20 protein-coding genes are annotated in these 22,126 nt (G+C 46.2%); 3 read left to right on the top strand and 17 right to left on the bottom strand.

All coding sequences use genetic code 11. The features are described 5' to 3' along the window. Positions 1-189: 189 nt before the first annotated feature. The 6 genes from MHN31_RS21575 to MHN31_RS21550 all read right to left on the bottom strand — a co-directional run bounded on the left by MHN31_RS21575 (position 190) and on the right by MHN31_RS21550 (position 3,474). A complete protein-coding gene (locus tag MHN31_RS21575) occupies positions 190-540 on the bottom strand; it encodes a hypothetical protein (protein WP_239445289.1) in 351 nt (116 codons plus the stop codon). 136 nt (positions 541-676) lie between these two features. After that, positions 677-1,069: a hypothetical protein gene (locus tag MHN31_RS21570; RefSeq protein ID WP_239445288.1), complete on the bottom strand. Its 393-nt coding sequence runs from the start codon at positions 1,067-1,069 to the stop codon at positions 677-679. 123 nt (positions 1,070-1,192) lie between these two features. After that, positions 1,193-1,720, bottom strand: coding sequence for a DUF6438 domain-containing protein (locus tag MHN31_RS21565; protein ID WP_239445287.1), 528 nt, complete (start codon positions 1,718-1,720; stop codon positions 1,193-1,195). Between the two features lie 103 nt (positions 1,721-1,823). Then, on the bottom strand, positions 1,824-2,396 hold the full coding sequence (locus MHN31_RS21560; RefSeq protein ID WP_239445286.1) for a hypothetical protein: 573 nt from the start codon (positions 2,394-2,396) through the stop codon (positions 1,824-1,826). A 120-nt stretch (positions 2,397-2,516) separates the two neighbouring features. Continuing rightward, positions 2,517-2,828 (bottom strand): hypothetical protein, encoded by a 312-nt coding sequence (locus tag MHN31_RS21555; protein WP_239445285.1) that lies wholly within the window; start codon positions 2,826-2,828, stop codon positions 2,517-2,519. Positions 2,829-2,952: 124 nt separating this feature from the next. Further along, positions 2,953-3,474, bottom strand: a complete 522-nt coding sequence (locus MHN31_RS21550) for a hypothetical protein (protein WP_239445284.1) — start codon at positions 3,472-3,474, stop codon at positions 2,953-2,955. A 1,107-nt stretch (positions 3,475-4,581) separates the two neighbouring features. Between MHN31_RS21550 and MHN31_RS21545 the strand changes: the two genes are divergently transcribed. Continuing rightward, complete coding sequence (locus MHN31_RS21545; RefSeq protein WP_239445283.1) at positions 4,582-5,541, top strand: integron integrase; 960 nt, start codon at positions 4,582-4,584, stop codon at positions 5,539-5,541. Positions 5,542-5,764: 223 nt separating this feature from the next. Here the strand turns inward: MHN31_RS21545 and MHN31_RS21540 are convergent, their stop codons facing one another. The 3 genes from MHN31_RS21540 to glnS form a co-directional block, all read right to left on the bottom strand. Next, positions 5,765-6,061 carry a hypothetical protein gene (locus MHN31_RS21540; protein WP_010381464.1) on the bottom strand — a complete coding sequence of 99 codons (297 nt, stop codon included), beginning with the start codon at positions 6,059-6,061 and terminating at the stop codon, positions 5,765-5,767. Positions 6,062-6,153: 92 nt separating this feature from the next. After that, complete coding sequence (locus MHN31_RS21535; protein ID WP_239445282.1) at positions 6,154-7,977, bottom strand: serine/threonine protein kinase; 1,824 nt, start codon at positions 7,975-7,977, stop codon at positions 6,154-6,156. A gap of 174 nt (positions 7,978-8,151) precedes the next feature. Beyond that, positions 8,152-9,813, bottom strand: a complete 1,662-nt coding sequence (gene glnS, locus MHN31_RS21530; RefSeq protein WP_194867430.1) for a glutamine--tRNA ligase — start codon at positions 9,811-9,813, stop codon at positions 8,152-8,154. A gap of 253 nt (positions 9,814-10,066) precedes the next feature. Between glnS and MHN31_RS21525 the strand changes: the two genes are divergently transcribed. Then, positions 10,067-11,137: a DUF3083 family protein gene (locus MHN31_RS21525; RefSeq protein ID WP_239445281.1), complete on the top strand. Its 1,071-nt coding sequence runs from the start codon at positions 10,067-10,069 to the stop codon at positions 11,135-11,137. A 177-nt stretch (positions 11,138-11,314) separates the two neighbouring features. Then, a complete protein-coding gene (locus MHN31_RS21520) occupies positions 11,315-11,779 on the top strand; it encodes a hypothetical protein (RefSeq protein WP_138546749.1) in 465 nt (154 codons plus the stop codon). A gap of 120 nt (positions 11,780-11,899) precedes the next feature. Here the strand turns inward: MHN31_RS21520 and sucD are convergent, their stop codons facing one another. The 8 genes from sucD to sdhC all read right to left on the bottom strand — a co-directional run bounded on the left by sucD (position 11,900) and on the right by sdhC (position 21,735). Further along, complete coding sequence (gene sucD, locus MHN31_RS21515) at positions 11,900-12,772, bottom strand: succinate--CoA ligase subunit alpha (protein WP_010381473.1); 873 nt, start codon at positions 12,770-12,772, stop codon at positions 11,900-11,902. Continuing rightward, positions 12,772-13,938: an ADP-forming succinate--CoA ligase subunit beta gene (sucC, locus tag MHN31_RS21510; protein ID WP_010381475.1), complete on the bottom strand. Its 1,167-nt coding sequence runs from the start codon at positions 13,936-13,938 to the stop codon at positions 12,772-12,774. Before sucC ends, sucD begins: the two co-directional genes overlap by 1 nt. 186 nt (positions 13,939-14,124) lie before the next feature. Next, positions 14,125-15,609 carry a 2-oxoglutarate dehydrogenase complex dihydrolipoyllysine-residue succinyltransferase gene (gene odhB, locus MHN31_RS21505; protein ID WP_049865971.1) on the bottom strand — a complete coding sequence of 495 codons (1,485 nt, stop codon included), beginning with the start codon at positions 15,607-15,609 and terminating at the stop codon, positions 14,125-14,127. Between the two features lie 10 nt (positions 15,610-15,619). After that, positions 15,620-18,433: a 2-oxoglutarate dehydrogenase E1 component gene (gene sucA / locus MHN31_RS21500; RefSeq protein WP_138536452.1), complete on the bottom strand. Its 2,814-nt coding sequence runs from the start codon at positions 18,431-18,433 to the stop codon at positions 15,620-15,622. Positions 18,434-18,516: 83 nt separating this feature from the next. Then, entirely contained in the window at positions 18,517-19,236 is a 720-nt protein-coding gene (locus tag MHN31_RS21495; RefSeq protein WP_010381481.1) for a succinate dehydrogenase iron-sulfur subunit, read from the bottom strand. 10 nt (positions 19,237-19,246) lie between these two features. Further along, positions 19,247-21,019 (bottom strand): succinate dehydrogenase flavoprotein subunit, encoded by a 1,773-nt coding sequence (gene sdhA / locus MHN31_RS21490; protein WP_010381483.1) that lies wholly within the window; start codon positions 21,017-21,019, stop codon positions 19,247-19,249. Beyond that, a complete protein-coding gene (gene sdhD / locus MHN31_RS21485; RefSeq protein WP_239445280.1) occupies positions 21,020-21,367 on the bottom strand; it encodes a succinate dehydrogenase, hydrophobic membrane anchor protein in 348 nt (115 codons plus the stop codon). Next, positions 21,358-21,735 (bottom strand): succinate dehydrogenase, cytochrome b556 subunit, encoded by a 378-nt coding sequence (sdhC, locus tag MHN31_RS21480; protein ID WP_081694265.1) that lies wholly within the window; start codon positions 21,733-21,735, stop codon positions 21,358-21,360. The genes sdhD and sdhC overlap by 10 nt, the downstream gene beginning before the upstream one ends. Between the last annotated feature and the right edge of the window lie 391 nt (positions 21,736-22,126).

Raw genomic sequence — 22,126 nt, 5'->3', positions numbered from 1 at the left:
GTTATGACAGGAAAGCAACTGCGCTGGGCTATACGTGAATACGTGCGCTTGATACATCTGCTCGGGAGGCCTCAATTATGAGGGGATCCCCCAGCGCCCTGTTAAGGGGCGGATAAAGCTTGGCTAAACTTGTGAGCGAAGCGAAACGAGCCAAGCTTTAAACGTCCCACTTTAACAGTTTGTTATGTGCTAGTAGTGCCACTCACCTTTCTCCGACAACACCACTTCATTGTTGTTTTTTACCACTTCGATTAAACCACGCATGTAAAGGCTATAGTTTAATTCATCAGTATTAAACTCATACCCTTGAAATTTACAAGGTGTCACTCCATCAACACATAGAGAGTGAATTGATTTACCAATATAGGTATTTGTTGTTCCCTCAATTTTATTTTTCACGTTGAATTCAATGTTGTCACATGAGACATAACCTTCACCACATTTCCACTTTATAACTATCTCATAGCTTGGAGTGTTCAATGACTCTGCATTTGCTAGGCATGAGAGCAAGCACAGTATGATAGGAGCTAGATATTTCATTGGATCCTCATAGGCACATAACGCCCGCATAAAACGAGCCGAATACGGAAGTTGCTTTGTGTTAAGTTGGAGCGAAGCGGAAACACAAAGCAACTGGAGTGTTTGGCGTCGTTTTTAATGCGTTTGTTATGTGGCTCTACATTACATGACAGTCATCTAAGATGACTTTGTAATACTCTCCATCTTTGATGAAGTCAAACATCAAGGTGAAGTCACTCATGACACCATTTAGTGGCAAGTCATACTCCACAGCCCACCCCGAGTCATCATCATACTTATAGATATATTTTTTGATAGTAGAGATAAATTTATCAGGATCAGTGATAACTGGATATTTCTCATCATCAAAATGATCGAAAGTTATCTCCCTAATATCTTCTGGACCCCACTCATGGCTGTCAGGTTTTAAAGGTGAGTCCAGTATAGAGAATGCTTCTTTATGCATTCCAAGTGCACATAATTTTATCCATTCATGTACAAATTGGAATATTTCTTCTTCTGATGCAGTAATTGATGGCTTGGATAACATTCTCGATCCTTGAAAACACATAACGCCCCAATAAGCTGCCCAGTGAGCGCCGCTACATTTGGTGACGGCCTCGTGCCGACCCAGCGGCGCTTACTGGGTCAGATTCATTGGATTGTTATGTTTTTATAGGTAGTTCTCAAGCCCCATGAATGAAACCAGGGCCTCTTCCATTAGTGGGATTGTCTGCGGTGTATTGTTGCAGCCATAGTAGAAATCTACGCTATTTGAATATTGCCCTGAGGTTACAGACCATACTGAATGTGGACTATCGGTTGAGTATCTCTCGCAACCGCGCTCTCCCTGCTTGTAGATATCTTCGATTTCGTAGAAGTTAGCCGCGTAGGTTAGCTTGGCGATACTTCTAAGTTGCTCGTCGGTTAATTGCAGAATTATCTCTTCGAACTCTACATGCCCATGACCCATAACAATAGCTTTGCCGCTGTTGTTTATGGATATGGAGTAGACAGGACAGGTTCCATAGCAAGGGGTTCGATCGAAGGTAAGCTGAAAATTAGATAATTGCTCGTCCGTACAACAGTCATCTGATTTTAGGCCTGTAATGTTTAGCTCTTGATCGAGCTTAATACCAAAGATAGCAATGCAGGCTACAGCTAATGTGATCGCTATATATGTGGTGAGTTGCTGGTTCATGGTAGTAAACATAACGCCCGCATAACGGGCTAATAAAGCTTGGCTAAAATTGGTGAGGCACGAACCAAGCCAAGCTTTATTAGTCCATGCGTTGATGCGTTTGTTAGGTTTGCTGCATGAGAGCGTCAATTTCTTTATGTAAACCGCTAATTAATGGTGACAATGTAAATCGAAATTGTTCAACAGCTTCATTCCAAGCTTGTGAAGAGGCGCTGAAATCTTTTGAATGCACCATGTTTTCAATGTAATTAACAGCTCCCATCAAATCACCAAGGTTTTTTTGAAAATCTGGAATCTCTTTAAATGCAAAAGGAAAATGCATAGTGTGTTTAGTCAGATCTTCAAATGCCATCGACATTTTGGCTGCGATTTCTTGTTTTGTACCAAAATCAGTTCTAGTTCTTGGTACTACGCATTTTTCAGCCCAAAACTCTAACTCTCCAACGATTTTAGCGGCACTTTCAAGGTGGGTGGCTTTGCGAGTATAAAGATGGTTTGATGCATGGGCTTCTTTTGAATACACATGATTTAAAGTGGCTAATGTTTCTGCGTGTTGACGATTAACATTACCCTCTAAGGTTGAGTGCTTTCTGGTTAATCGTGCTACCGAAAATGTAGCCAATATTGAAAACAAACTAGCGAGTAATACACCTATTTTTATATAGTCAATTTCCATTTGTTACTCCTGTGTAGAAAGAAAACCTAACGCCCCAATAAGCTGCCCAGTGAGCGCCGCTACTCTGTGGCGGCCTCGTGCCGACCCAGCGGCGCTTACTGGGTCAGATTCATTGGATTGTTATAGCTTGCCACAAATATAGGCTTTTGCCTGCATATCTATGAGGGACTGCGATTCAGATGCCCCATGCGAAAGCTCTATTTCTTGAAGATCTGGAAATTGGTAATACAAGGTGTCGGCGCCAGCCTTATATGCGAGGGCTTTCATCCGTTGTATGGATTTATCTTCATAGCCCAGATTAGCTACGTCGTTGATGGTAGTGACGAACTCACAGTTAGCAGGAGCTTCCTCGATGTATTTAACTTGGCTGGCATAGAAAGAAGTGCAACCGGTTAAAACAAATGCGAGTGATGATGCTTGTATGAGTTTCATTGGCTATAACGCCGCGTTAAGTAGTGAGCAACGCCACCACCATACCTAAACTATTGTGCCGTAATCACCAAAGCTGAATCAAACCGAAAATGCCGAGCGTTGCGAATCTGTCTTAAACGCTTTGTTATGTATGTCCCTGAGATAGCGCAGAAAATTGATCGCGCCATTGTTCAAGTAATGGAATTGCTGACGATAAGCAGAATCTTCGCTCACCAATAAGAAAAGCCAACACATTGGATAATGGGTAGTTTTCTGGGTCTACAACATTGGAAATACTAAGGTAGGTTTTATTGCTAATTCCACTTTCACTATACCAGTTCCACTCTGACTCATGTTTCCACCAATTTGCAGCAGAATTGATAACTGAGATATGAGTGGATCCTAGTAATGTTAACGTTCCAAGGTTTAATGCGTCTCGCTTACTAACTTCACTTTTATACATGGTATCGCTTATATATTGCTGCATAGCAACGAAACCAACACCTATAAAGTATTCTGCTCTGTCAAAAATACCTAAACTGTCAGCATCTATACTTGATTCTGCTTGTTCCATTAACTGTTCTAATCGAGAATCGAGTAAAGCTAATAAGTCGCTCAGTTCAGCGATTTTAAGATCAAAGCAATCTCCTCTTAAAAACAGCAACATACAATTATTCCTCAAAATACATAACGCCGCGTTAAGGGGCGACCAACGCGACCGCCCTACTCAAGCAAAAATACCATAAACACCGTAGCTAGACTTTGAACCAAAACTGCCACGCGTTAGGAGTCCCGCTTGAACGCATTGTTATGAAACTTAAATTAAAGCAATGAGTTGTGCAATGTGCACGTACTGACTTTAAGAATATGCTCACCGAATCAGATGCAACTTCTTTGAATACCGAAAGCACTTTGATTAAGGGCGTTTGCACAGACTATGCGGTTAGCTAATAGCCGAGCGATGTTGGGCCTTTGCACCAGTTACGCACGGCGTATTAGCGAGACTGCCCTACCTGTTCAGCCCGAAACATCAGAACTTTCAATTAGCTAGAATAAAGCGTATTTCAACTACAGTGTTAGAAACAAATACAGAAGTTTAAGAAGGTTTCATAACGCCTGCGATAAGGTGCGACAACGCTTACCACCGAACCTCGACCAGAATGCCCTAAACACTATAGCCAAAACCAGCACCAAAATCGCCGAGCGTTAGGCGTCCCTCTTAATTGCTTTGTTATGAAACTTAAATTAAACCAATAGGTTGTGCAATGTGCACGTACTGAATCTAAGAATAAGCTCACCGAATCAGTTCCAACTTCTTTGAATACCGAAAGCACTATGATTAAGGGCGTTTGCACGGACTATGCGGTTAGCTAATAGCCCAGCGATGTTAGGCCGTTGCACCAGTCGTGTACGGCGTATTAGCGAGACTGCCCTACTTGTTCAGCCCGAAAACACTATTAGCGTGAATGCCGGTTAAACCCAGTTCCTAAAACCATGCAGTTCCACAGCTAAATTATTTTATTCATAATAAGAACAATAACCTACCACCATTGCGCTCATTGCTCAAGCCAAAATGGCTTTGTTAAAACCGAGCCTTGTTCATAGCGAGACTTGGGGTCTCGTTATGTAAAACTACTAACCTTTTGAATCTATTTAAATTAAAACAAAGCTTCACTTAAACGAGACCTTTAAGCACGGAGAAAGCGAGAAATTTGACTTGATAATTGACCGCATTCACTTATACCTGTATAAATAAACAGCACTCGGAGTAAAGATGTCTTATTCACCTTTTTTGGAATCTGTACGCGTTGAGCTCAGGACCAAGCACTACAGTCTGAAAACAGAGAAAAGCTATCTGTACTGGATCAAAGGCTACATTTTATTCAATGACAAAAAGCATCCTGATGAGATGGGCAACAGAGAAATAGAACGTTTCCTCAACCACTTAGCCGTTAACCGGGCGGTGAGCGCTGCAACGCAAAATCAAGCGCTGTGCGCCATCATTTTTTTGTACCGTTTTGTTATAAAACGAGACATCAAAGGGTTAAACTATTCATTCAGTAAGCGAGATGTCGCGTTGCCCACCGTTTTGAGTGCAGATGAAGCGCAAAAGGTGATAGCTAATCTTCACGGCGTACACAAGCTCATCGCGTCACTTTTATACGGCAGTGGTTTACGTATCAATGAAGCTTTAAAACTTCGAGTTAAAGATCTAGATTTTGCTAACAAGTCTATTTTTGTTTTTCGGGGTAAGGGCCGCAAAGACAGATATACCTTGCTGCCTAAGTCATGCTTGCAGGCATTAGAAGAACAAATGGCCGTGGTCAAATCGCTTCACCAAAAAGACCTGAACGCAGGGTTTGGACTGACTTCGCTGCCACCGGCTCTGATCCGTAAATACGGACATGCTGTGAAAGACTTCTCCTGGCAGTATCTGTTTCCCTCCTCTACGCGATGTATTCACCCTACAGACGGTTATGTCTGTCGTCACCATTTACATGAAACAGCATTTCGCAAGCAACTCAGGGCTGCGGTGCTGGCTTCCGATATCACTAAGCGAGTTAAGGCGCATACTTTCAGGCACTCATTTGCCACTGAACTGCTGCGAAATGGCGCTGATATAAGGACAGTACAAGAGTTGTTAGGTCATACAGATATCAGAACAACCGAGATTTATACCCATGTTATGGGTGATAAGTTTGCCTATACAACAAGCCCGATTGATAAACTCTGATATTCGCGCGCATCGCTTATTAATCCAGATATTTAAGAGTTGAGTTGCGGTAGATCCCGGATCGCACGCGTCCGGGATGACGGAGTGGCTTGTTTGGTTTTTCTTCATAGAAGAACTACTGCGTTTTATTCAAGCAGATCCCGGCTCGCAAGCGTCCGGCATGACAAGATATATACAGGAGTAAGAAATCTAACTCAGCGTTAAGCGAAAACCCAAAGCCCGTTCACTTATCCAACCCATAAAGGGCATCGGCGGTTTTGCGTAAGTCGACTTCGTCGATAAAATCATCGCTGAGCGTTAGAATAGCGTTGAGGTTATTTTTAAGCTTTTCCTGGCTAAGCCCATTAGGTTTTAGCGCGGTTTGCAGAAGGTGCAGCGACATATCAGCCAGCAGCAGTTTCTGCTTCTCTGTCCAGTTGTCGTCGCCCTGTTTGGCGCTATCTTTTAATATGGCCTGCTCTACTTCGTCGTGCATGCTCCAGCTCAGTTTGAGCAGCTCTCGGCGTGTTTCCTGATCCATGTTTCCCTCCGGTTATTCGCTGTTTATCTTGGCGGAGGACGGGCCAATGTGCAACGTGCGTTTTGTTATATCTTAGTCGTAGACGGCCTCATTCAGCCCTGTGCAGCGGCCTTAGGGTCTTTGGGATAAAAGTGATCAGGTTGCCTTGCGCATAAGGCAAATTCGCGGGTATTTTTATAGGGTAATTTCATAAAACCTGCGACGCCAAAGTCCTGAATGCTCATGGCATATTGCATAATACGGGTCAGCAGCACTTTAAACTCTCGCTCTTTACTGGCATCCAGCAGGCAATAATAATGGTGAATTTTAAGGCGGTCGTTGAGCGATTCGAAGATAATACAGCCGGTATGATGGATCTGGTTTAGCTCAAATACGCATTGCACTATTTGCCGCGGTAATTGCAGTTGTTCGTCGGGGTCTTTGCCGTCCTCAAAGTAAGAATGCGGCCTGGCGATTTCGCTGGTGCCAATGTCCGATACCGTGTATTGCAGTTCAGGGATCTGATCAAAAATAAACGCACCCGTGCCATCACGCTGAAGCTGAATGGTCTGTCTGGCATCGAACAGGCAGCATTTAAATAGGCCCTTCTGCTCTATGCCTTGAGCCAGCATCACAGTGGCATTTACCGCATCGGTAAAAGCACTTTGCAAGGATTCATCGTGCAGTACCAGGCTGGATTCAACAAACAACGAAGCGTCTTTCCAGTGAAAACTCAGACCGCCTACTACCGGATACTTTGCCAGCCGGCTGATGGACGCCAGAAACGCTTTTTCACTGTCGCCGGTATCAAATAAAAACTCTTTATAATAACGATCAAGCTGAGCGTCGTTTACATCCAGCAGTTGCTGATTATGATCGGCCCGACGTAAAAACTGTTTGCGAGAGCTGTACACAACCGTGTCTGGCTCTTCGTCGATTTCTGTGAACCAGAATGGGATGCTAGCCTTGCTGGGCACCGTTTCAAGTTCAGGCAAATACATACGCGCCATCGCCGGCATATTACGCATAAAGTAATCGCCGGCCTGATCGCGTGTGACTTTGTCTTTACTCAGCATGGCATCGATCATTCTGGCAAATGCCTGTGGCAGGCCTAAGCTGGTTGCAGGAATAACAGCGGCACCAAAACGGCAAGACTGAGCGCTGGCCAGCGCATAGATTGTGGATGCCACGCCCTGCTCGTCAAAGCGCGGCGAAGAGCGCGCACCCGACATCTGTTCGTCGCCGATAAAATACACATCGCCCATTCGGGCATTGGTGCTACTAATGTCAGAGGACATCAGATCCATGATATTGCTGGCAATGGGCTCGCCGTGGGCATCGAGCTGCGCATACACTGAGCTACCCCAGTCAACCAGCGAGAAGCTATCTGTTTGTTCATCCCAGACGATGTTAGAGGGTTTAATATCGCCATGCACCACAGGCTGCGGCGACATACCATTTTTACGGTCGCGTAAATCAACTAAAACGTTACGTAGCTTATTGGCCAGGTGCACCAGTTCATGCGGTTTAAATCGGCCACGTTTTAACGACCACTGCTCGAGGTCTTCACCTTTTGCGCGGGCCATCATCAGGATCCCCTGCTTTTTTACCCGTTCAAAGGCGTAAAATTCGGGCACCATAGGATTATGGATCTGTGACAGCATATACGCTTCATCTTCAAGACGGTCACGCACACTTTGTGCCAGTGTGATACGGGAGAACTTAAACACCCATTCCCTGTCCTGCTCATCAATACCGGCAAAGACAAAACCAAAAGCACCTGAGCCAATCACTTCCACATCCCGATAGCCCAGCAAAGTCAGTTGCTTCTGACAAATGTTGAGCCACTGACGGTGTTTTTTTGCATCTTTATGTGAGAGCAAATACACCGACTGTTGTTCATTGATGTAAAAGTTGTGGATCGACTTTTCTGCCATATAACTGTCCGTTTAACGCTATCCGTTTAGTGTACGACTGTAATACTCACCTCTACTGCCACCAATGGATGTTCATCGATTGCTGCAAGCGTATGTTATCAAATCGGTTATGTAGTTCGGGCATGATAATTAAAAAAGGCCGACATAAGCCGACCTTTTTATTATTTGCACGTGTTAGGCGTTTTCGATTTTCGCCCAGGAGTCACGCAAACCAACCGTCTGGTTAAACGTTAGCGTATCGCCCTTGTTATCACGGCAGTAATAACCTAAACGCTCGAACTGGAAGCCCTGCTCAGGTGCTGCTTCTGCCAGAGACGGCTCAAGCTTAGCATTTGCAATGATCACCAGCGAGTCCGGGTTCAGCGTAGTTGCAAAGTCTTCCGCTGCTGCCGGGTTTGGTACATTGAACAGGCGGTCATACTGACGTACTTCTGCGTCAATGCAGTGACTTGCAGATACCCAGTGGATCACCCCTTTCACTTTACGACCATCAGCCGGGTTTTTACCCAGAGTATCGGCGTCGTATGTACAGTAAATCGTGGTGATGTTGCCCGCGTCGTCTTCTTCAACACGCTCAGCTTTGATCACATAGGCATTACGCAGACGCACTTCTTTGCCCAGTACCAGACGCTTAAACTTTTTATTTGCTTCAACACGGAAGTCATCGCGCTCGATGAAGATTTCACGTGTGAACGGCAGCTGACGTGAGCCCATATCCAGCGTTGGGTGGTTAGGCGCGTCAAGCATTTCAACCTGCTCGGCATCATAGTTCTCGATGACGATCTTAACCGGATCAAGCACAGCCATCGCACGGGGTGCATTTTCGTTCAGATCGTCACGGATACAGGCTTCGAGCATGCCCATTTCAACCATGTTGTCTTGCTTGGTAATACCGATGCGCTTACAGAATTCGCGGATAGACGCAGGGGTATAACCACGACGACGCAGACCAGCAATGGTTGGCATACGGGGATCGTCCCAGCCTTCTACCTGACCATTCACCACCAGGTCATTCAGCTTACGCTTTGACATCACGGTGTATTCAAGGTTCAGACGAGAAAACTCGATCTGTTGCGGGTGACACTCAAGACTGATGTTGTCCAGTACCCAGTCGTACAAACGGCGGTTATCCTGGAACTCCAGCGTACACAGTGAATGGGTGATCCCTTCCAGTGCATCCGAAATACAGTGCGTAAAATCGTACATTGGGTAAATGCACCACTTGTCACCTGTCTGATGGTGGTGAGCAAAACGAATACGATAAATGATTGGATCGCGCAGAACCATGAAAGAGCTGGCCATATCAATCTTGGCACGCAATACACACTCACCTTCTTTGAACTCGCCGTTCTTCATTTTTTCGAACAGCGCCAGGTTCTCTTCTGGTGAGGTGTCGCGATGCGGGCTGTTTTTACCCGGCTCGGTTAGGGTACCACGGTATTCACGCGCCTGCTCTGGCGACAGAAAACACACGTAAGCAAGGCCTTTGTTGATCAGTTCAACCGCATACTCGTATAACTTGTCAAAGTAGTTAGATGAATAGCAGATCTCACCGTCCCAGTTAAAGCCCAGCCACTGCACGTCTTCTTTAATTGAGTTAACGTAATCCAGATCTTCTTTTTCCGGGTTCGTATCGTCAAAGCGCAGGTTACACAGGCCCTGGTAGTCGCGCGCGATGCCAAAGTTCAGACAAATAGACTTAGCATGGCCTATGTGTAAGTAGCCATTCGGCTCTGGTGGAAAGCGCGTGTGCGTGCCGCCATGCTTACCGCTGGCCAAGTCCGCATCAATGATATTTGTTATAAAGTTTGTTGGGCGATTTTCTGCTTCCGCCATAGGAACTCATTCCTCTGAAAATTTAGTACCAGTTAACTGAGGCATTATTACAAAAAGTTCGCGCAACGAACAGCGTAAAACTGAGGCGAGAACAGATTTACCACGCAATTCCGCAAACCTGGACATAAAACAACCAATTTAAGTGTGAAATAGCGCGTCATTTTTATGACAAATTTTGTTCTAGCGCAATATATTCGTCACAAGGTCACTCTATCATAGGCGTCAACAACAGAGGTATCGCAAGGAAAAACCTATGGCATCAATGAATCTTCACCGCGTTTATATTCCAACGAACGCACGTAACAACCATTACATTCTGGCTGAGTTCAAACCCAGTGACGCATTCTTCGATTGCTTTGATGATGTGGAAAGCTGCTACCAACGCCTGGCCCGAAAGTTGTTTGCCATCTGCGACGAGCACGAATTATTTAACGTTCACGTCATTGCTAACGACAAGCTGCCCATCGTGCGCTATCACGATGAAGCACATAGCCTGCAAACGGATAAGCAGATCCTGTTTTTTTACAATCCAAAGTATCACGAAGGTCACAAGATACATTATGAGGCGAGCCATAAAGCCCGTAAAATTCGCTTATTGTTCCTGGCCACCGGCGATGAGCTGCGTGCCAATGCCGCCAGTTTCCACAGCAAAGTGAAAAAAGCGCTAGACGATCTGAAAGAACAGTACGAGCAACAAGGCTTGTCTTATAAAGTCCGTGACCATCAGCATCTGACCTATGACATTTTCGCTAAAGTAAAAGGCCACAGAGAAAGTTACGGCTATAAACTGCGTAGCTTATATCCACGCTACCAGGCTCGCAACTGCACATTACCAGAGCAGCACTCAGAGATGAGCTATGTGTCTTTCTCTATCCCGATTACCCGCGCTATCAAGACCGAGTATCAAAGTCAGATGCGCCCTGGAGATTACACTCAGTTTTATCGTAGCATTGAAGACAGCTTTTTAACTTTGTGCGATCAGCTGCAACTGACCCATGTTGGCTTTGTTGCCGATGGCCGTCAGCCGTTGGTAAGAAGTAGTCAAATTGATAAGTCAGACGCCAATCGTGAGTTGCAAAAGCTGAGCTTTGATACCTCCGCTCCCGATGGTCAGGTACGCTCTATCTGGGACGGTGAACACCTGTGCGATACCATGCACTTTGTGGTGGTTGCCAGCGACAAAGATAAAAAAGACGTGGGCTACGGCAAGTTTATGAACAATGCCGAAACCATGATCCGTCGTTTAACCGGCAAGCTGCCTATTAATCCTGAGAAGCAAGACGTTATTGTGCGCTTCTTCCAGCATATCAGCTATCAAGACTAATCTTATCACGCGGGGGAGTTTCCCCCGCTTCTCTATTGACCAACTGCATTTCACTTGGTTACTCCAGTCCAGTCATAACTTGTAATTCCGGTGTAATAGTCGCTTTTTCGATTCCTAGCTAATGTTTAGTTACCCACATAAGGGTAATACACTTAAATACGTAAAAGGAGAGTTAAGATGGCCATTTCAAATCTAAAAATTCAAAAAGACACGACCATTGGTCCTTTATTCGAAAAGGGCTGGGACTTTTTTACCACAGATCTGAATCAGGGTGTTGGAGGTGACTTTCTCTATGTCGGATATCAACAGCTACCAGACCAGGCTGTGACTGCGATTAATTTTATCGCTTATGACAGTCCTCAGGAAAACTCGATCCCTGGCTGGGAGTGGTCACCGATTGATTTAAACAGTGGTGCTGGCGGAAAGTACATTTATATGTATTGGCAAATTGATGGTGAAGGCCCTGCTATCACTGACCTGCTATTTCTGCCCACAGATCAAAATGAACCATACAAAATTGATGGTTATACACACGTAGGCGTTGACCTGAATGAAGGTGCCGGTGGCCCTTATATCTGGGCATATTACTCGAATACATTAGCGCCAACCAGTGTGGCGAAGGCTCCATTCCACAGAAGTTAGATGGGCGAGCTTTATACCACTTACTTTATGAATACCAATTACGCATGAAATATTATAATGAGGCCTAATATCATCAAAAAAGGCGCCCTTAGGCGCCTTTTTACAGTGCAGGTAACGTGATTACCAGCCTGCTTTTTCTTTTAGTGCAGAACCGATCTCAGCCAGTGAGCGAACGGTCTTAACGCCAGCAGCTTCTAGTGCAGCGAACTTCTCGTCAGCTGTACCTTTACCGCCTGCGATGATTGCACCAGCGTGACCCATACGCTTACCTGGAGGCGCTGTAACACCTGCAATGTAAGAAACAACTGGTTTAGTCACGTTGTGCTTGATGTACTCTGCAGCTTCTTCTTCAGCTGTACCACCGATCTCACCAATCATTACGATTGCTTCAGTCTTAGGATCGTTCTGGAACATTTCCAGTACGTCGATGAAGTTAGTGCCTGGGATTGGGTCACCACCGATACCTACACAAGTAGACTGACCGAAGCCAGCGTCAGTAGTTTGCTTAACCGCTTCGTAAGTCAAAGTACCTGAACGAGATACAATGCCTACTTTACCAGGAAGGTGGATGTGACCAGGCATGATACCGATCTTACACTCGCCCGGAGTGATAACACCAGGACAGTTAGGACCAATCATACGAACGCCAGTTTCTTCCAGCTTCACTTTAACATCAACCATATCTAGTGTAGGGATGCCTTCAGTGATACATACGATAAGCTCGATACCTGCGTCGATCGCTTCAAGGATAGCGTCTTTACAAAATGCTGCTGGTACGTAGATTACAGATGCAGTTGCACCAGTAGACTCTACCGCTTCACGTACCGTGTTGAATACTGGCAGACCCAGGTGAGTTGTGCCGCCTTTACCAGGAGAAACACCACCAACCATTTGCGTACCGTACTGGATAGCTTGCTCAGAGTGGAAAGTACCCTGGCCACCAGTGAAACCCTGACAGATTACTTTAGTATCTTTGTTAATTAGTACAGACATTATTTGCCCTCCGCAGCAGCAACTACTTTCTCAGCAGCGTCAGTTAGAGACTCAGCTGCAATGATGTCAAGGCCAGAGTTAGCTAGTACTTCACGACCCGCTTCAGCGTTAGTACCTTCAAGACGTACAACTACTGGTACGTTTACGCCAACTTCTTTAACCGCACCGATGATACCTTCTGCAATCATGTCACAACGAACGATACCGCCGAAGATGTTAACTAGTACAGCTTTAACGTTGTCATCAGAAAGGATGATCTTGAACGCTTCAGATACACGCTCTTTAGTTGCGCCGCCACCTACGTCAAGGAAGTTAGCTGGCTTACCGCCGTGCAGGTTTACGATGTCCATAGTACCCATCGCTAGGCCAGCACCGTTAACCATACAACCTACGTTACCGTCTAGTGCAACGTAGTTCAGCTCGAAGCTTGCTGCGTGAGCTTCACGCGCGTCTTCTTGTGAAGGATCGTGGAATTCACGGATCTTAGGCTGACGGAACAATGCGTTGCCGTCTACACCAATCTTGCCGTCAAGACAGTGCAGGTTACCTTCGTCAGTGATTACCAGAGGGTTGATCTCTAGTAGTGCAAAGTCGTGGTTGATGAACATGTCAGCAAGACCCATGAAGATCTTAGTGAACTGCTTAACTTGAGTTGGGTTCAGACCTAGTTTGAACGCAAGCTCACGACCTTGGTAAGCCTGAGGACCGACTAGTGGATCGATCTCAGCTTTGTGAATTAGTTCTGGTGTGTTGTGAGCAACTTCTTCGATCTCAACACCACCTTCAGTTGATGCCATGAACACGATTTTACGTGAAGCACGGTCAACAACAGCACCCAGGTATAGCTCATTTGCAATATCAGTGCAGCTTTCTACTAAGATTTTAGCAACTGGCTGACCTTTCTCGTCAGTTTGGTAGGTTACCAGGTTTTTGCCTAACCAGTTTTCAGCAAATGCGCGGATCTCGTCTTTGCTGTCTGCTAGTTTTACACCGCCCGCTTTACCACGGCCGCCAGCGTGTACTTGACATTTTACAACCCACTTGTCACCACCGATTTTACCAGCAGCTTCTACAGCCTCTTGAGGCGTGTCACAAGCGTAACCCTCTGATACAGGTAAACCATATTCGGCAAAAAGTTGTTTTGCCTGATACTCATGCAAATTCATGATGCTTTATCCAATTTTTTATACTAAAAAAGCTGAATATTTATGCAAATAATCAGCTATCCCAAATTGCGCCCATAGTATAGATCTCAAGGCCTTGTATGAAAACCCCAGTAAGACTAATGGCGCAAAAAAAAAGCTGTATGCGGACATAATGCTCACATACAGCTTAATCTTTAATCTAGATGATTAAACGTCCAGAAGCAGACGCGTTGGATCTTCCAGAAGTTCCTTAATTGTAACCAGGAAGCCAACCGATTCTTTACCATCGATTTGACGGTGATCGTAAGATAGCGCCAGGTACATCATAGGCAGGATTTCAACCTTGCCATTGACCGCCATTGGACGCTCCTGGATTTTGTGCATACCCAGGATTGAAGACTGTGGCAAGTTAATGATAGGCGTAGACAGTAGTGAACCAAATACACCGCCGTTAGTGATGGTGAAGTTACCGCCAGTCATGTCGTCAACAGTTAGTTTACCGTCACGGCCTTTCAGTGCCAGCTCACGGATGCCTTTTTCGATTTCAGCAACAGACAGCTTATCACAGTCACGTAGTACTGGTGTTACCAGACCACGTGGTGTAGATACTGCGATGCTGATGTCGAAGTAGTTGTGGTAAACGATGTCATCGCCGTCGATAGACGCGTTAACTTCAGGGAAACGCTTCAGTGCTTCTGTAACCGCTTTCACGTAGAAAGACATGAAACCAAGACGGATTCCGTGACGCTCTTCAAATACGTCTTTGTACTGCTTACGAAGGTCCATGATAGGCTTCATGTTGACTTCGTTGAACGTAGTCAGCATCGCCGTTGAGTTCTTCGCTTCAAGCAGACGGTTCGCAATAGTCTTACGCAGACGAGTCATTGGAACACGCTTCTGAGTGCGGTCACCCACTGGTGCCGCAGGTGCTGCCGCCGCTGGCGCTGCTGCTGGTTTTGCCGCTGGCGCTTTCAGGAATGCATCAACATCTTCTTTAGTGATGCGACCGCCTTTGCCAGTGCCTTTGATTTGTGAAGCATCAAGACCTTTTTCAGCAATCAGACGACGCACAGATGGCGTTAGCACATCTGCATTGTCATCGCTTGCTGGTGCAGCGTCGGCCTGTGCTGCTGGCGCTGCTGCTGGCGCGCCACCGGCAACCAGTTTACCAATCACTTGCTCACCCAGAACGGTTTCACCTTCTGCGTGCAGTTGCTCGCCCATTACACCGTCTTCAGGTGCAACAACTTCAAGAACAACTTTGTCTGTTTCGATGTCTACCAGGTTTTGGTCGCGGCTTACCGCTTCACCGGGTTGTACATGCCAAGTTGCAACTGTAGCGTCTGCTACTGATTCAGGAAGTACAGGTACTTTAATGTCCACTTCTTTACCTTCTGCTGCTGGCGCCGCTGCTGGCGCTGCTGTTTGTTCATTTGATTGCGCTGGAGCGGCATCTGACGCGCCCAGCTGTGCGATAACTTGCTCACCAAGAACCGTTGCGCCCTCTTCTTCAGAGATAGCGACGATAACACCGTCTTCCGGTGCAACCACTTCTAGCACAACTTTATCTGTTTCAATATCTACCAGGTTTTGGTCACGGCTTACTTTGTCACCAACGCTTACGTGCCATGTGGCAACTGTTGCATCCGCAACAGATTCAGGAAGAACAGGAACCTTAATTTCGGTCGTCATCTCTAATTCCTTATTTCTTAATAGTTAAAGCGTCAGCAATCAACGCATTTTGTTCTTTTGTATGGGTCGACATGTAGCCACATGCAGGCGCTGCTGCAGCTTTACGACCGGCGTAAGTCAACTTCGCACCACTTGGGATAGCTTCCCAGAAATGGTGTTGTGAACAGTACCAAGCACCTTGGTTTTGAGGCTCTTCCTGACACCATACGAAGTCTTTAACGTGCTGGTAGCGAGCCATGATTTCGTCCATCTCTTTGTGCGGGAACGGATATAGCTGTTCCACACGAACGATAGCGACATTATTCAGCTCTTGCTTGCGACGCTCCTGTAGCAATTCGTAATAAACCTTACCGCTACAGAACACAACGCGCTCGACGTTTTCAGGATTGATGTCATCAATCTCATCGATCATGTTGTGGAAAACACCTTCGGACAACTCATCCAGGCTAGACACAGCCAGAGGGTGACGAAGTAGAGATTTTGGTGTCATAACAATCAGAGGACGACGCAGAGGACGTACTGACTGACGACGTAACATGGCATAAACTTGTGCAGGAGTACTTGGTACACACACTTGCATGTTATGGTCCGCACACAGTTGTAGGTAACGTTCAAGACGCGCAGAGCTGTGCTCAGGGCCCTGACCTTCATAACCATGTGGCAGTAATAAAGTCAGACCACACAGGCGGCCCCACTTTTGCTCACCTGAGCTTAGGAATTGGTCGAATACAACCTGCGCACCGTTAGCGAAGTCACCGAATTGTGCTTCCCATAGTACCAATGAAGTTGGCTCTGCCGTCGCGTAACCATATTCGAACGCCAATACAGCTTCTTCAGACAGAACTGAGTCATATACTTCAAACAGACCCTGATCGTCACGAACGTTTTGTAACGGCAGGTAAGTTGAAGCATCAGCCTGGTTGTGCACAACCGCATGACGGTGGAAGAAAGTACCACGGCCTGAATCCTGACCAGTCAAACGAATGTCCGTACCCTGGTCAACCAAAGTCGCATAAGCAAGTGTTTCAGCCATACCCCAATCAAGTAGCTTCTCGCCACTGGCCATGGTCTTACGGTCGTCGTAGATTTTCTTAACGCGCGACTGAGCTTTGTGATCCGCCGGGTAAGTCGAGATTTTCTCACTCAACTCTTTGAGCTTTTCAACCGGAACACTTGCCTCGTAATCGGTATCCCAGTCATGACCAACATATTTTGACCAATCTGAAGAGTGCTTGGTCTCTGGCTGAATTTCTTCAACCACAATCTGGCCTTTATCCAGACCGTTACGGTAGTCATCTGCCAGCGTTTTTGCTTCATCAGCACTCAAAACGCCTTCTGCGACCAATCTGTCAGCATAAATCTGACGCGGTACAGGGTGCTTTTTGATCTTCTGATACATCAGAGGCTGAGTTGCATTTGGCTCATCAGCTTCGTTGTGGCCATGACGACGGTAACAAACCAGATCAATCACCACATCACGCTTAAACTTGTTGCGGAAATCAAGGGCAACTTGCGTAACGAACGCAACCGCTTCCGGGTCATCAGCATTAACGTGGAAAATCGGTGCCTGAACCATCTTAGCTATGTCAGTACAGTACTCAGTTGAACGCGTATCTTCCTGGTTTGACGTGGTGAAACCAACTTGGTTGTTCACCACGATGCGGATTGAACCACCCACACCATAAGCACGAGTCTGAGACATGTTGAATGTCTCTTGTACCACACCCTGACCTGCGATAGCTGAGTCACCATGGATGGTAATTGGCAGTGCTTTAGAGCCACTCTTACAGTTAAGACGGTCCAAACGCGCACGTACCGACCCCATGACAACCGGGTTTACGATCTCAAGGTGTGACGGGTTAAACGCCAGCGCCATGTGAACGTTGCCGCCCTGCGTTGCGAAGTCTGAAGAGTAACCCATGTGATATTTTACGTCACCAGAACCCGCTGATTCGCCGTATTTGCCCGCAAATTCATCAAACAGTACTTGTGGGTTTTTACCCAATACGTTGACCAGTACGTTCAGGCGACCACGGTGTGCCATACCAATGACGACTTCTTCCTGACCACTTTCACCGGCACGATGTACCAGTTCTTTCAGCATAGGAACCAGTGAATCACCACCTTCCAGTGAGAAACGTTTTGCGCCTGGGAATTTAGCACCCAGATACTTTTCAAGACCATCAGCGGCGGTCAGGCCTTTAAGGATCCTAAGCTTAGTTTCTTTGTTGTATTTAGGCTGTGCGAAGGAAGATTCGATGCGCTGCTGTAACCAACGTTTTTCTTCTGTTGAAGTAATGTGCATATACTCTGCACCGATAGAACCACAGTAAGTGGTCTTCAATGCGTTGTATAAGTCTTTTAATTTCATTGTCTCTTTGCCACTTGCAAAAGAGCCAACGTTATATTCTTTTTCCAGGTCGGCATTGTCTAAATCATGATAGGCCAGGTCGAGTTCACGAACTCGATCACGCTGCCATAGACCCAATGGATCTAAATTCGCGTTTTGGTGACCTCTGAATCTGAATGCATTAATAAGCTGCAAAACACGAACCTGTTTTGCATCTGCCGCACCTTCCGCAGAAACGATTACTTCTCTGTGTTTGTTTTTAGCAAGGTCCGCAAACTGAGACTTGATCTCTGAATGCTTAACATCAACGTCAACGCCTTCTACCTTTGGCAGTTGATCAAACACTTCTCGCCATTCTTCTGGCACTGAAGCCGCATCATCAAGATACGCCTCATATAAATCTTCAACATATGCAACGTTGCCGCCGTATAAGTGCGAAGATTCCAGCCATGCCTTCATCACACCTTCGTGCATTTATTAGCCCTTTTTCTAGCGCAGAAACTTAAACGAAAACAAGATGGCATGCTGAGCATGCCATCTGTAGATTTAAATATGTATTAAACCGAACGATTTAACAACATAGATTTAATGTGTCCGATCGCCTTAGTAGGATTCAAGCCTTTCGGACAAACGCTTACACAGTTCATGATACTGTGACAGCGGAAGACGCTGAACGCGTCATCAAGGTCAGCCAGACGCTCTTCTGTTGCAGTATCACGGCTGTCAGCCAGGAAACGATACGCGTGAAGAAGGCCCGCTGGACCGATAAATTTATCTGGGTTCCACCAGAATGATGGGCATGACGTTGAACAACATGCGCACAGAATACACTCGTACAGTCCATCCAGCTTGTCACGCTCTTCAATGCTTTGAAGACGCTCTTCACCACCGGTTGGCTTGTCGTTGATCAGGTAAGGTTTTACCTTTTCATATTGCGTGTAGAACTGGCTCATGTCGATAACCAGGTCACGGATCACTGGCAGACCAGGTAAAGGACGAACAATAATCTTGCCTTTGCCATTGTTCTGCAATGCAGATAGTGGCGTGATACAGGCCAGGCCATTCTTACCATTCATGTTTACACCGTCTGAACCACACACACCTTCACGGCATGAACGGCGGAAAGACAATGTTGGATCTTGTTCTTTCAACATTAACAGTGCATCTAGCACCATCATGTCGCGACCTTCTTCAACCTCCAGCTTGTAATCTTGCATACGAGGTGCTGAATCTACGTCAGGGTTGTAACGATAAACAGATAATTCTAAAGTTGCCATCGCTTAGCTCCTAGTATGTACGTGCTTTCGGTGGGAATGCTTCACGTGTCTTAGGCGCAAAGTTTACTTCACGCTTAGTCATCGTGTCTGACTCTGGGTGATGCAGAGAGTGGCACAGCCAGTTCTCATCGTCACGCTCAGGGAAGTCAAAGCGAGAGTGTGCACCACGGCTTTCTGTACGGAAGTTAGCAGCAACGGCTGTTGAGTAAGCTGTTTCCATCAGGTTATCAAGCTCTAAGCACTCGATACGCTGGGTGTTGAACTCAGTTGACTTGTCGTCAAGACGCGCAAACTTAAGACGCTCACGGATCTCTTTAAGTTCTTTAAGGCCGTCAGCCATCGCGTCACCTTCACGGAATACCGAGAAGTTAAGCTGCATACATTCTTGTAGATCTTTCTTGATCTGAACCGGATCTTCGCCTTTACCTTTCTCAGATGACTCCCAACGGTTAAAGCGCGCAAATGCCTGCTCAACATCGTCAGAAGATGCGTCACCTGTAGACTCAAAGCCTTGTAGGTAAGTACCCAGGAAGTTACCTGCTGCACGACCAAATACAACCAGGTCAAGCAGTGAATTACCACCCAGACGGTTTGCACCGTGTACAGATACACACGCGATTTCACCAACCGCGAACAGACCTTCAATGATGCGCTCTTCGCCATTTTCATTCACGTTCAGTACCTGACCATTTACGTTGGTCGGTACACCACCCATCATGTAGTGACAGGTTGGGATAACCGGAATTGGCTCTTTAGCAGGGTCAACGTGTGCGAATGTCTTAGACAGGTCACATACGCCTGGTAGACGCAGGTTAAGCATTTCTTCACCAAGGTGGTCAAGCTTAAGCTTAATGTGTGTACCCCAAGGACCTTCACAACCACGGCCTTCACGGATTTCAGTCATCATCGCACGAGCAACAACGTCACGACCCGCAAGGTCTTTCGCGTTAGGCGCATAACGTTCCATGAAACGCTCGCCGTCTTTATTCAGAAGGTAACCACCTTCACCACGACAACCTTCAGTTACAAGCGTACCCGCACCAGCGATACCGGTGGGGTGGAACTGCCACATTTCCATGTCCTGCATAGAGATGCCAGCACGAACTGCCATACCAACACCGTCACCAGTGTTAATGTGCGCGTTAGTGGTTGATGCATAGATACGACCTGCACCACCCGTTGCCAATACAACAGCTTTTGACTTGAAGTAAACGACTTCGCCGCTTTCAATATCAATTGCAGTTACACCAACAACGTCGCCTTTGTCATTTTTAACCAGATCGAGCGCGTACCACTCAGAGAAAACGTTAGTTTTGTTCTTAACGTTCTGTTGGTACAAGCAGTGTAGCAATGCGTGACCTGTACGGTCTGCCGCAGCCGCAGTACGTGCAGCCTGCTCACCACCAAAATTCTTAGACTGACCACCGAAAGGACGTTGATAAACACGGCCGTTCTCGAAACGAGAGAAAGGCAGACCCATGTTTTCAAGTTCAGTGATCGCCTCAGGGCCAGTTTTGGTCATGTACTCGATCGCATCCTGATCACCAATGTAATCAGAACCTTTTACCGTGTCGTACATGTGCCATTCCCAGTTGTCTTCATGGGAGTTACCCAGCGCAACTGTAATACCACCCTGTGCAGATACCGTATGAGAACGTGTAGGGAATACTTTAGAGATCAATGCACAAGTTTTGCCTGACTCAGAAATCGCAAGCGCTGCGCGCATACCAGCACCACCGGCGCCAACTACAACAGCGTCAAATTCACGAACATTATATTTCACTTAAACACCCCACAATACAAACAGGCCAACAGCAACATAAGCCAGTGCCATCAGATTAAGTACAAAGCCCAGCACAGAACGCATCGTTGAACACTTAACGTAGTCCGTCAGAACCTGCCACAAGCCAATGCGAGTGTGGGCCATGATGCATACCAATGTGATGAAAGTTGCCGCTTTAACGGCCAGGTTTGAAAATAAACCTGTCCAGGCTTCATAGCTGATTTCGGGCGTTAGCAGGAAGTAGCCAACGATAAACACCGAATAAGCCAGGATGATTAGTGCTGTCGTGCGCAGAGACACATAGTCTTGCACACCGTCGCGCTTCAGAGTTGCTTGATTTAAGACCATATCCACACTCCTGCCAGGATGGCTACGATTACCCACAGCGCCAATGCGATTTTAGCACTGGTGTTGCCCGATTCTAATTCTTCCCAGTGACCCATGTCTTGGATCATGTGACGTACACCGCCAATGATGTGGTAAGACAATACGGTGAGGGTGCCCCACGCGATGAATTTTGCAATAAAGCCAGTCATTAGCTCTTTAACAAATTCAAACCCTTCAGGAGAAGAAAGAGACTCAGACCACGCCCAAATGACAAAGGTCAATGCGAAGAATAACGCAACACCGGTGACACGGTGCAAAATCGACGCTTTTGCCGTAGGTGGCATAGAAATAGTCGTAAGATCTAGATTTACAGGTCTTTGCTTTTTCACAGTTACTTGCCCATCTTGCTCACAAAGGAGCTCATCTACTTGTTTTTATAAAACCACTTGCGCTGCTCGCACAAATGGCACACTCTAGATATACCTGTTTAAACACTGAGCGGTTCACAAAGTGAAAAATGCCAATGTAAAAATAGGTTTACCCACAGACGACACGGTATAAAACCGTAGATAGTATATAAGGCCAAGCGGCCTTTTACAATTCTTGTTTAGATTGAGACGCTTGCGAATTAGCCGATGGTATAATATTTAAACTGCGTAGAATATTTATCATACATTTCTGCATAATTCTCAGAAAAATTGACTTTCCACCCCCATTTTAAGTTAGAATGATCTGAATTTGCTTAACATTAGTATCACAACATAACAATCAGAATATTGT

It is taken from the genome of Pseudoalteromonas sp. McH1-42 (assembly GCF_022347845.1).
In the GTDB taxonomy this organism is placed as follows: Bacteria; Pseudomonadota; Gammaproteobacteria; order Enterobacterales; family Alteromonadaceae; genus Pseudoalteromonas; species Pseudoalteromonas rubra_D.
The sequence above is the reverse complement of the archived record's forward strand: the minus strand, read 5'-3'. Positions and strand labels throughout refer to the sequence as shown.

Bases quoted from the DNA above. Each gene is read 5' to 3' on its own strand.
- glnS (WP_194867430.1), bottom strand. From the start codon at position 9,813: ATGGCGGAAGCAGAAAATCGCCCAACAAACTTTATAACAAATATCATT.
- sdhD (WP_239445280.1), bottom strand. From the start codon at position 21,367: ATGGTCTTAAATCAAGCAACTCTGAAGCGCGACGGTGTGCAAGACTAT.
- MHN31_RS21575 (WP_239445289.1), bottom strand. From the start codon at position 540: ATGAAATATCTAGCTCCTATCATACTGTGCTTGCTCTCATGCCTAGCA.
- MHN31_RS21545 (WP_239445283.1), top strand. From the start codon at position 4,582: ATGTCTTATTCACCTTTTTTGGAATCTGTACGCGTTGAGCTCAGGACC.
- MHN31_RS21555 (WP_239445285.1), bottom strand. From the start codon at position 2,828: ATGAAACTCATACAAGCATCATCACTCGCATTTGTTTTAACCGGTTGC.
- MHN31_RS21550 (WP_239445284.1), bottom strand. From the start codon at position 3,474: ATGTTGCTGTTTTTAAGAGGAGATTGCTTTGATCTTAAAATCGCTGAA.
- odhB (WP_049865971.1), bottom strand. From the start codon at position 15,609: ATGACGACCGAAATTAAGGTTCCTGTTCTTCCTGAATCTGTTGCGGAT.
- MHN31_RS21520 (WP_138546749.1), top strand. From the start codon at position 11,315: ATGGCCATTTCAAATCTAAAAATTCAAAAAGACACGACCATTGGTCCT.
- MHN31_RS21535 (WP_239445282.1), bottom strand. From the start codon at position 7,977: ATGGCAGAAAAGTCGATCCACAACTTTTACATCAATGAACAACAGTCG.
- MHN31_RS21525 (WP_239445281.1), top strand. From the start codon at position 10,067: ATGGCATCAATGAATCTTCACCGCGTTTATATTCCAACGAACGCACGT.
- MHN31_RS21540 (WP_010381464.1), bottom strand. From the start codon at position 6,061: ATGGATCAGGAAACACGCCGAGAGCTGCTCAAACTGAGCTGGAGCATG.
- sucD (WP_010381473.1), bottom strand. From the start codon at position 12,772: ATGTCTGTACTAATTAACAAAGATACTAAAGTAATCTGTCAGGGTTTC.
- MHN31_RS21570 (WP_239445288.1), bottom strand. From the start codon at position 1,069: ATGTTATCCAAGCCATCAATTACTGCATCAGAAGAAGAAATATTCCAA.
- MHN31_RS21565 (WP_239445287.1), bottom strand. From the start codon at position 1,720: ATGAACCAGCAACTCACCACATATATAGCGATCACATTAGCTGTAGCC.
- MHN31_RS21560 (WP_239445286.1), bottom strand. From the start codon at position 2,396: ATGGAAATTGACTATATAAAAATAGGTGTATTACTCGCTAGTTTGTTT.
- sucC (WP_010381475.1), bottom strand. From the start codon at position 13,938: ATGAATTTGCATGAGTATCAGGCAAAACAACTTTTTGCCGAATATGGT.
- MHN31_RS21495 (WP_010381481.1), bottom strand. From the start codon at position 19,236: ATGGCAACTTTAGAATTATCTGTTTATCGTTACAACCCTGACGTAGAT.
- sucA (WP_138536452.1), bottom strand. From the start codon at position 18,433: ATGCACGAAGGTGTGATGAAGGCATGGCTGGAATCTTCGCACTTATAC.